The sequence below is a fragment of the Streptococcus oralis genome (assembly GCF_001579025.1).
Classification (GTDB): domain Bacteria; phylum Bacillota; class Bacilli; order Lactobacillales; family Streptococcaceae; genus Streptococcus; species Streptococcus oralis_X.
In genome coordinates this window covers 787,087-795,531 of record NZ_KQ970235.1, presented here as the reverse complement: position 1 = coordinate 795,531, position 8,445 = coordinate 787,087, and the positions used below count along the sequence as shown (strand labels likewise).

Annotated in this window: 7 protein-coding genes and 2 pseudogenes; 7 read left to right on the top strand and 2 right to left on the bottom strand. The window is 39.9% G+C overall.

Translation table 11 applies throughout. The annotated features are described in order from the left end of the window. Positions 1-9: 9 nt before the first annotated feature. The 4 genes and pseudogenes from glgD to SORDD27_RS03790 all read left to right on the top strand — a co-directional run. Positions 10-1,023, top strand: a pseudogene (glgD, locus tag SORDD27_RS03805) (glucose-1-phosphate adenylyltransferase subunit GlgD); the annotation flags it as partial. Next, positions 1,020-2,453 (top strand): glycogen synthase GlgA, encoded by a 1,434-nt coding sequence (glgA, locus tag SORDD27_RS03800; protein ID WP_061427423.1) that lies wholly within the window; start codon positions 1,020-1,022, stop codon positions 2,451-2,453. The pseudogene glgD and the gene glgA, both read left to right, overlap by 4 nt. 61 nt (positions 2,454-2,514) lie before the next feature. Next, entirely contained in the window at positions 2,515-3,159 is a 645-nt protein-coding gene (serB, locus tag SORDD27_RS03795) for a phosphoserine phosphatase SerB (RefSeq protein WP_061427421.1), read from the top strand. Positions 3,160-3,168: 9 nt separating this feature from the next. Then, positions 3,169-4,284 (top strand): glycerate kinase, encoded by a 1,116-nt coding sequence (locus SORDD27_RS03790; protein WP_061427419.1) that lies wholly within the window; start codon positions 3,169-3,171, stop codon positions 4,282-4,284. Here the strand turns inward: SORDD27_RS03790 and SORDD27_RS03785 are convergent. Together SORDD27_RS03785 and SORDD27_RS03780 are read right to left on the bottom strand one after the other, a co-directional pair. Next, the gene (locus tag SORDD27_RS03785; RefSeq protein ID WP_061427417.1) at positions 4,281-4,727 is read right to left on the bottom strand and encodes a DUF1694 domain-containing protein; all 447 of its coding nucleotides are present in this window, start codon (positions 4,725-4,727) and stop codon (positions 4,281-4,283) included. The genes SORDD27_RS03790 and SORDD27_RS03785 overlap by 4 nt on opposite strands. Before the next feature lie 76 nt (positions 4,728-4,803). Continuing rightward, a complete protein-coding gene (locus tag SORDD27_RS03780) occupies positions 4,804-5,274 on the bottom strand; it encodes a hypothetical protein (protein WP_061427416.1) in 471 nt (156 codons plus the stop codon). A gap of 309 nt (positions 5,275-5,583) precedes the next feature. On the opposite strand from SORDD27_RS03780, the gene eno reads away from it, so the two are divergent. From eno to SORDD27_RS03765, 3 genes and pseudogenes are all read left to right on the top strand, one after another. Further along, the gene (eno, locus tag SORDD27_RS03775; protein WP_000022813.1) at positions 5,584-6,888 is read left to right on the top strand and encodes a surface-displayed alpha-enolase; all 1,305 of its coding nucleotides are present in this window, start codon (positions 5,584-5,586) and stop codon (positions 6,886-6,888) included. A gap of 173 nt (positions 6,889-7,061) precedes the next feature. Beyond that, positions 7,062-7,556: a YkgJ family cysteine cluster protein gene (locus SORDD27_RS03770; protein ID WP_042767880.1), complete on the top strand. Its 495-nt coding sequence runs from the start codon at positions 7,062-7,064 to the stop codon at positions 7,554-7,556. A gap of 202 nt (positions 7,557-7,758) precedes the next feature. Beyond that, a pseudogene (locus SORDD27_RS03765) lies at positions 7,759-8,445 on the top strand (AraC family transcriptional regulator); the annotation flags it as partial.

The following is an 8,445-nucleotide window of genomic DNA, read 5'->3' as shown; positions in this document are numbered from 1 at the left end:
GATTGACTTCCCCTTTCCAGTCTTGCAAATGCAGGTGTTCGTAGTATCTTTGGTATTTTCCAACAAGATAATATCAGCTCTGTATTCGACCATATCCGTTCAGGTCGTGAGTGGGGCTTGTCCACCCTTCTAAGTCACTACTATCTAGGAATTTACAATACTCGTGTTGAAAGCAGTACAGTTGGAAAAGAGTATTACCAACAACTTCTCACCTACTTGAGACGTTCAGGTTCAAACCAAACCGTTTCGATTAACTGCGATGTGCTGGTGAATATTGACTTGAATCAAGTCTTCCACCTACACAATACAACGAAAGGTCCGATCACAGTTGTATATAAGAAACTTCCGAAGAAAGACATTTCAGATGTGAATGCTATCTTGGAAATTGATGAGACTGACCATGTTCGTTCGCACAAACTCTTTGATAACAAATCTACGGATGAACTCTTCAACATGTCTACAGATATCTTTGTTGTGGACACCCCTTGGTTGATTGAACGACTTGAAGAAGAGGCTCAGAAAGAATATCCTGAAAAGTTACGCTATGTTCTTCGCGATTTAGCTGTAAAAGAAGGAGCTTTTGCTTACGAATACACAGGCTACTTAGCGAACATTCATTCTGTTCAGTCCTATTATCAAGCAAACATCGATATGCTTGAATCTAAAAAATTCTACTCTCTTTTCTCACCAAATCAAAAGATTTATACAAAAGTTAAGAATGAAGAACCAACCTACTATGCGAATACTTCAAAAGTAAGAAGTTCTCAGTTTGCTTCTGGTAGTATCATTGAGGGTGAAGTAGTTCAGTCAGTCCTATCTCGTAACATTTATGTTCATAAAGATAGTGTGGTGAAAGACAGCATTTTATTCCCTCGAGTTGTGATTGGTCAAGGTGCTCAAGTTGAATATGCCATCCTAGACAAAGGTGTTGAAGTTGCGGACGGTGTTGTCATTCGAGGAACAGCAGAACATCCAGTTGTAGTGAAGAAGGGTGAAACAGTAACAGAGGACATTTATTCATGAAAATTTTATTTGTAGCGGCAGAAGGAGCCCCCTTTTCAAAAACAGGTGGTTTGGGCGATGTCATTGGCGCACTTCCCAAATCACTTGTAAAAGCGGGGCACGAAGTTGCAGTTTTCTTGCCTTACTATGATATGGTAGAAGCTAAGTTTGGAGACCAGATAGAGGATGTTCTCCACTTTGAAGTTAGTGTAGGATGGCGTAGACAGTACTGTGGTATTAAGAGAACGGTCTTGAATGGGGTTACCTTCTACTTCATTGATAATCAATATTATTTCTTCCGCGGTCATGTTTACGGGGATTTTGACGATGGTGAACGCTTTGCCTTTTTCCAACTGGCTGCTCTTGAAGCCATTGAACGCATCGGCTTTATTCCTGACCTTCTCCATGTTCATGATTACCACACAGCAATGATTCCCTTCTTGTTAAAAGAAAAGTACCATTGGATTCAGGCATATCAAGGAATCAGAACAGTTTTAACTATTCATAATTTGGAATTTCAAGGTCAATTTTCTGAAGGAATGTTGTGGGATTTGTTCGGTGTTGGGTTTGAACGCTATGCTGATGGCACCCTGCGCTGGAATGATTGTCTCAACTGGATGAAAGCAGGGATTCTCTACGCGGATCGTGTCTCAACCGTTTCTCCTAGCTATGCGCACGAGATTATGACCAGTCAGTTTGGTTGCGGTTTGGACCAGATTCTTCGGATGGAGTCAGGTAAGGTTTCAGGTATTGTCAATGGTATTGACGCAGATCTTTATAATCCTCAAACAGACCCACTTTTAGACTATCATTTTGATAAGGAAGATTTGTCTGGAAAAGCTCAAAACAAAGCAAAATTGCAAGAGAGAGTTGGGTTACCAGTGCGAGCAGATGTTCCTCTAGTTGGGATTGTCTCTCGATTGACACGCCAAAAAGGTTTTGATGTTGTGGTAGAAAGCTTGCATCGTTTCTTACAGGAGGACGTTCAAATAGTCCTTTTAGGAACAGGTGACCCAGCTTTTGAACATTCCTTCTCCTGGTTTGCGCAAGTCTATCCTGATAAACTATCAGCAAATATCACTTTTGACGTCAAGCTCGCTCAAGAAATTTACGCAGCTTGTGATCTCTTCCTTATGCCGAGCCGTTTTGAACCATGTGGCTTGTCACAAATGATGGCTATGCGCTACGGAACTCTACCATTGGTTCATGAGGTTGGTGGATTGTGTGATACGGTTCAATCCTTCAATCCAATCGAAGGAACTGGCACTGGATTTAGCTTTGATAATTTAACACCTTACTGGCTCAACTGGAGTTTCCAAACAGCCTTGGATGTTTATAAGTACCAGCCAGACGTTTGGAGAAATCTACAAAAACAAGCTATGGAATGCGATTTCTCATGGGATACAGCTTGCAAGTCTTATCTTGACTTGTACCATAGTCTAGTCAACTAATAGATAAAATCGTATGATTCTTTCATACGATTTTTGGGCTGTTTAGAAAAGAGGAGAAGTGATGGCTCAAGTAATGGGGCTCTGTGTTTTGGATGTTGATGGCACCCTGATAGCAGAGGAAGTGATTGATCTTTTAGGAAGAGAAGCAGGTTGCGAAGCCGAAATTTCGCAGATTACAAGCCAGGCAATGCGAGGTGAACTGGACTTTGAAACAAGCTTACGAGCAAGAGTGGCTTTGTTAAAAGGTCTTCCGTTTTCAGTCTTTGATACTGTCTTCAAATCCATTCACCTGTCCAAGAATGCTCAAGAATTTATTTCTATACTTCAAAAGAAGGGCATTCTAGTTGGTCTAGTGTCCGGTGGATTTACACCAATAGTTGAGAGATTAGCAAAATCCCTTGGCATCTCCTATTTCTCTGCCAACCAGTTGGAAGTCAAAGACGGTTTTTTAACAGGACAATTAGTTGGTGAAATTGTGACAGGTCGAGTAAAACAAGCTACGCTTGAGATTTGGAGAAAGGAATTAGAACTTTCCAAAGAAAGAACGATTGCCATCGGTGATGGTGCCAATGACCTCTTGATGTTAAAGTCAGCAGGTCACGGTATAGCCTTTTGTGCCAAGGAGGTCGTAAAAGCTGAGATAGCTTGTCATGTAGATACGAGGGATCTTTTAGAAGTTTTGCCTTTGATTGATTTCTTAGAATGAGAGGGAACTATGAAAATTGTAATCGCACCCGATTCTTTTAAAGAAAGTTTGACGGCAGAAGAGGTCGCTCAAGCTATAAAAAAAGGCTTCGAACAGTCAATAGCTGATGTAGAATGTCTGCTCTGTCCTGTTGGTGATGGTGGGGAAGGAACTGTAGATGCTATTCGACATTCTCTTGAACTCGAAGAAAAATGGCAAGAGGTGACAGGACCTTTTGGTCTAAATGAAGCAATGCGTTACTTTCAAAAAGGTCAAATAGCGCTCTTTGAAGTTGCTGAATTGGTTGGTCTTGGGAAGATTCCGCGGGAGAATCGAAACCCTCTCCACATCCAAACCAGAGGTATTGGAGAGTTGATTCACCATCTCATTGATCAAGGGATGAAAGAAATCTATATCGGAGTTGGTGGTACGGCTAGTAATGACGGTGGAATAGGCATTGCTGCTGATCTGGGTTATTGTTTTTATGATAAGAAGGGAAAAGAATTGCCTGCTTGCGGTCAGACATTGCTTGAGTTTGTGTCAGTTTCAGATAGCGAGTTGTATAGAATTCCTGAAGATGTGAAAATCCGCATTTTAGCAGATGTCGTGAGCCCTTTATGTGGTCATCAAGGTGCAACCTACACATTTGGAAAACAAAAGGGCTTGAATTCTGGTTTATTTGAAAGAGTAGATTTGGCTATACAGCGGTTCTATGAAAAATTCTCACCTTCAACCCTGTTATTGAAGGGAGCAGGAGCTGGCGGTGGCATTGCTGCTGGACTCTGTGCCTTTGCTGAGGCCAGTATCGTATCTGGGATTGACACTTGTTTAGATTTGATTGACTTTGACAAGAAGGTTGAAGATGCTGACTTGGTTATCGTTGGAGAAGGCAGGCTGGACAGTCAAAGCTTCGCTGGGAAAGCTCCTATCGGTGTAGCAAAAAGAACTCCTAAGGGAGTTCCTGTTATAGCTATTTGCGGTAGTCTTTCTGAGGATTTGCCTCCCCTACCATTTGAAAATATACAAGCAGCATTCTCTATCCTAGAGAAAAGTGAGCCTTTAGAAGACAGTCTGAAAAAAGCAAGCCTCTATTTGGAACACACAGCAGCTAATATTGGGCGTTTACTAAAGTTGAGGAAGGATTAGCCGAACCACTTTTTCCAGATGGATTTTTTAACTGGCTCATCCTGCCTAACCTCCCAGAAGCTTGGAAAAGCCAGTCGAAGATCCTTTTTATCCACTTGAACAGGTTCGTTCGAATGGATAACTAGGCCTAAAGGAGAAGAAGCGTGATCTTCTGATACAATCGTAGCTTGACTATTGGTTTTCTTAGCTTCCTTTAGGTAGAATACTTGTTTGTCAAACTCGATAGTTGGCGAAATCTTCACAAAAATAGTTTCGGTCTTTTCTTGAAAGTTTTCCAAAATCGTTAAAAATCCTTTTTGTAGCTGAAGGCTATTGGCTATCTCAACATCCGCATAACCTAGAACTCTTTCCTCGAAAGTACCGAGGTAGCGGCGTTGTTCGTCAGGGTTTAATTTCGGTCCACCATGAGCTTTTTCTAGTAGTTGTTTTGATAAATCTGTCATAGTTTGATTTTACCATAAATAACGTTGAACTCCAAAATAAAATCTCCTTCTATACTTAGAAGGAGATCAATACTACTTAATTATTCTTCTTGATATATTCTAATATATCTGAAACTTTTTTATCAAGTTCAGAAAAAATAGTGAAATCTTTAGAAATCAAGTATTTATTAAGTTCTTCTTTGTTTGTACCTGTTTCAGAACTTCCATCAGTCTTACTAATTAAATAAGAACCATTTGAATACAAAATTATATTCTCGCCAGAGGGAAGTTGCATAGTGTAAGATCCGCCACTGTCTTTTGAAACAAAACTACCATCAGGACCTTGGTATTGATAGGTTTTATCTTGGTCTAGGTATACAAGCGAAACTCCATCTTCCTGTAAAATTGTAAAATCTTTGCCATTGGTTCCAATTTTACTACCATCAGTATAAGTAATAGTAGAAGTGCCGTCACTATTTCTTTCAACAATCTTGCTATTATTTTGGGAGCAAGCCGTTAATAAAAAAGCTGTTAAAAATAAAATAGTGAAAATAAATTTATTTTTCATTATTAGTCTCCTTATTTATGTGTCTTATAATATCGTAACAAATTTAAGTCAATTTTTAAAGTGATTTATCGATTTGATATAAAATTTTAAAATATTTTATCACTATGCATTCCTTAAATTGTTACTTATTAATACTATCCACTAATTGAGAGACAAAGAATTTTTAACTAGAATTAACAGAACGATTTGAAAGCGATTACTTTATAAAGTTAAGGAAAATTTGCACAAAGATAACGTTTTTTCTTGAAAAACGCTTATTTTTAAGGTATCATAGAGGTGTAAAAAATTTAACTCAAAGGAGAGTAAAAAATGTCAATTATTACTGATGTTTACGCTCGCGAAGTCCTAGACTCACGCGGTAACCCAACACTTGAAGTAGAAGTTTATACTGAATCAGGTGCTTTCGGACGTGGTATGGTTCCATCAGGAGCTTCTACTGGTGAACACGAAGCAGTTGAACTTCGCGACGGTGACAAATCTCGTTACGGTGGTCTTGGTACACAAAAAGCTGTTGACAACGTAAACAACATCATCGCTGAAGCTATCATCGGCTACGATGTACGTGACCAACAAGCTATTGACCGTGCTATGATCGCACTTGACGGTACTCCTAACAAAGGTAAATTGGGTGCAAACGCAATTCTTGGTGTGTCTATCGCTGTAGCTCGCGCTGCTGCTGACTACCTTGAAATCCCACTTTACAGCTACCTTGGTGGATTCAACACTAAAGTTCTTCCAACTCCAATGATGAACATCATCAACGGTGGTTCTCACTCTGACGCTCCAATCGCTTTCCAAGAGTTCATGATCTTGCCAGTTGGTGCACCAACATTTAAAGAAGCTCTTCGTTACGGTGCTGAAATCTTCCACGCTCTTAAGAAAATCCTTAAATCACGTGGTTTGGAAACTGCCGTAGGTGACGAAGGTGGATTCGCTCCTCGTTTCGAAGGAACTGAAGACGGTGTTGAAACTATCCTTGCTGCGATTGAAGCTGCTGGTTACGTTCCAGGTAAAGACGTATTTATCGGATTTGACTGTGCATCATCAGAATTTTACGATAAAGAACGCAAAGTTTACGACTACACTAAGTTTGAAGGTGAAGGCGCTGCTGTTCGTACATCTGCTGAACAAATCGACTACCTTGAAGAATTGGTTAACAAATACCCAATCATCACTATCGAAGATGGTATGGATGAAAACGACTGGGATGGATGGAAAGCTCTTACTGAACGTCTTGGTAAGAAAGTACAACTTGTTGGTGACGACTTCTTCGTAACAAACACTGACTACCTTGCACGTGGTATCCAAGAAGGTGCTGCTAACTCAATCCTTATCAAAGTTAACCAAATCGGTACTCTTACTGAAACTTTCGAAGCTATCGAAATGGCTAAAGAAGCTGGTTATACTGCAGTTGTATCACACCGTTCAGGTGAAACTGAAGATTCAACAATCGCTGACATCGCAGTTGCAACTAACGCAGGACAAATCAAGACTGGTTCACTTTCACGTACAGACCGTATCGCTAAGTACAACCAATTGCTTCGTATCGAAGACCAACTTGGTGAAGTAGCTGAATACCGTGGATTGAAATCATTCTACAACTTGAAAAAATAAAATAGTTCAGTGAACTATTTTATCCCGAACCTTGAAATTCAAAAGTTCGGTCGTTGATTTAACAACGTTTATAGCCCCTCGGATTTTATCCGAAGGGCTTTTTATGTGCAATACTCAAAATGAAAAATAACTTATGGTATAATAGACAAAAACACTTGTATTAGAAAGAAACTATGTCTAAAGAAATTGATATTGAGTACTATCACCAACTAGCCTTGCAAAAGCAAAAGGAACACCGAAAAGTCTTAGCCAATCTAAAGAAAAAGCCACCAAAGAATCTAGATAAGATTGCCCAGCAGATTCACGAAGAAGTTTTTTCTGAGATTGATTGCACTGCCTGCGCTAACTGTTGTAAGACCTTGGGACCCGACTTTAAAGAAGCCGATATTACTCGTATTGCCAAGTATTTTAAGATGAAATTACCAGCCTTTGAAGCAGAGTTTTTACAAGTTGATGAAGATGGGGACAAGGTTTTCAAATCCATGCCCTGCCCCTTTCTAGGAGGAGATAATCTCTGCTCCATCTATGATGTTCGTCCAAAGGCCTGTCGTGAATTTCCTCATACAGATCGTAAGAAGATTCATCAAATCAACCATTTGACGATTAAGAACACCTTGACCTGCCCAGCAGCTTATCTCTTTGTTGAGAAATTAAAGGATAAGTTATAGAAATTTACTCCTTTAAATCTTGTACAAAGATTCTAGGGCGGAAATATCTGATATCTGATAGACTATAGATAGAATTGAACACGGCCTAAAAGCTGTTCGAAAAAGATAAAATTTCTAGGACTAGAAGCTCTGGCGTCAATTTTTCTATTTTCACTTTGCTTTTAAGGACTTTTGTATCTTGTGGAGGTAAGAAAAAAAGAATATGATGCAGCAATTCAATCAAACCATGGATTATTTGGAGCAGCAGCTGACTGGAGAAGTGGAGATGAAAAGATTTCAGCAGTTATCGGGCTATTCTTACCCTCTCTTTAGTAGGCTATTTTCTATCCTGGCAGATATGACATTAGCAGAATACTTGCGCAATCGCAGGCTGTCAGAAGCAGTGACAGACTTGCGGGAAACCACTGAGAAAGTTATTGATATAGCACTGAAATATGGCTATGAGTCTGCGGATGCCTTCAGCGCAGCTTTTAAGAAATTCCATGGTGCAACCCCCTCAGAAGTTCGAAATGGAAAACCTTATCGGGTCTTTCCTAAGCTTCAATTATCCTTAAAAATCACAGGAGGAAAGAACATGGATATCAAGATTCAAAAGAAAGCCGCTTTTACTGTAGCGGGAGTCCTATTGGAAGCAATTGACAATAGCCAGTGTCCGTCTGCAGTGGGAGCAGCTCTATGCCAATCATAGCTTAGAAAGCCTAGAAAGTCTGGGCAGTGGTCAATCCTTTGGTGTCTGCTCGGATGTCAAAGAAGGCGAAATTATCAACTATATGGCTGCCTATGATGTGACGGATAAAGCTAAAGCAGAAGAATTGGGTCTGTCAATCAAAGACATATCTGAAGCTGAATATGCTATCGTACCAGTCAATGGGGCTATACCAACAAGCAT

What these genes read in the sequence shown, in the direction of transcription:
- glgA (WP_061427423.1), top strand. Translation starts at nt 1,020, where the DNA reads ATGAAAATTTTATTTGTAGCGGCAGAAGGAGCCCCCTTTTCAAAAACA.
- serB (WP_061427421.1), top strand. Translation starts at nt 2,515, where the DNA reads ATGGCTCAAGTAATGGGGCTCTGTGTTTTGGATGTTGATGGCACCCTG.
- SORDD27_RS03790 (WP_061427419.1), top strand. Translation starts at nt 3,169, where the DNA reads ATGAAAATTGTAATCGCACCCGATTCTTTTAAAGAAAGTTTGACGGCA.
- SORDD27_RS03785 (WP_061427417.1), bottom strand. Translation starts at nt 4,727, where the DNA reads ATGACAGATTTATCAAAACAACTACTAGAAAAAGCTCATGGTGGACCG.
- SORDD27_RS03780 (WP_061427416.1), bottom strand. Translation starts at nt 5,274, where the DNA reads ATGAAAAATAAATTTATTTTCACTATTTTATTTTTAACAGCTTTTTTA.
- eno (WP_000022813.1), top strand. Translation starts at nt 5,584, where the DNA reads ATGTCAATTATTACTGATGTTTACGCTCGCGAAGTCCTAGACTCACGC.
- SORDD27_RS03770 (WP_042767880.1), top strand. Translation starts at nt 7,062, where the DNA reads ATGTCTAAAGAAATTGATATTGAGTACTATCACCAACTAGCCTTGCAA.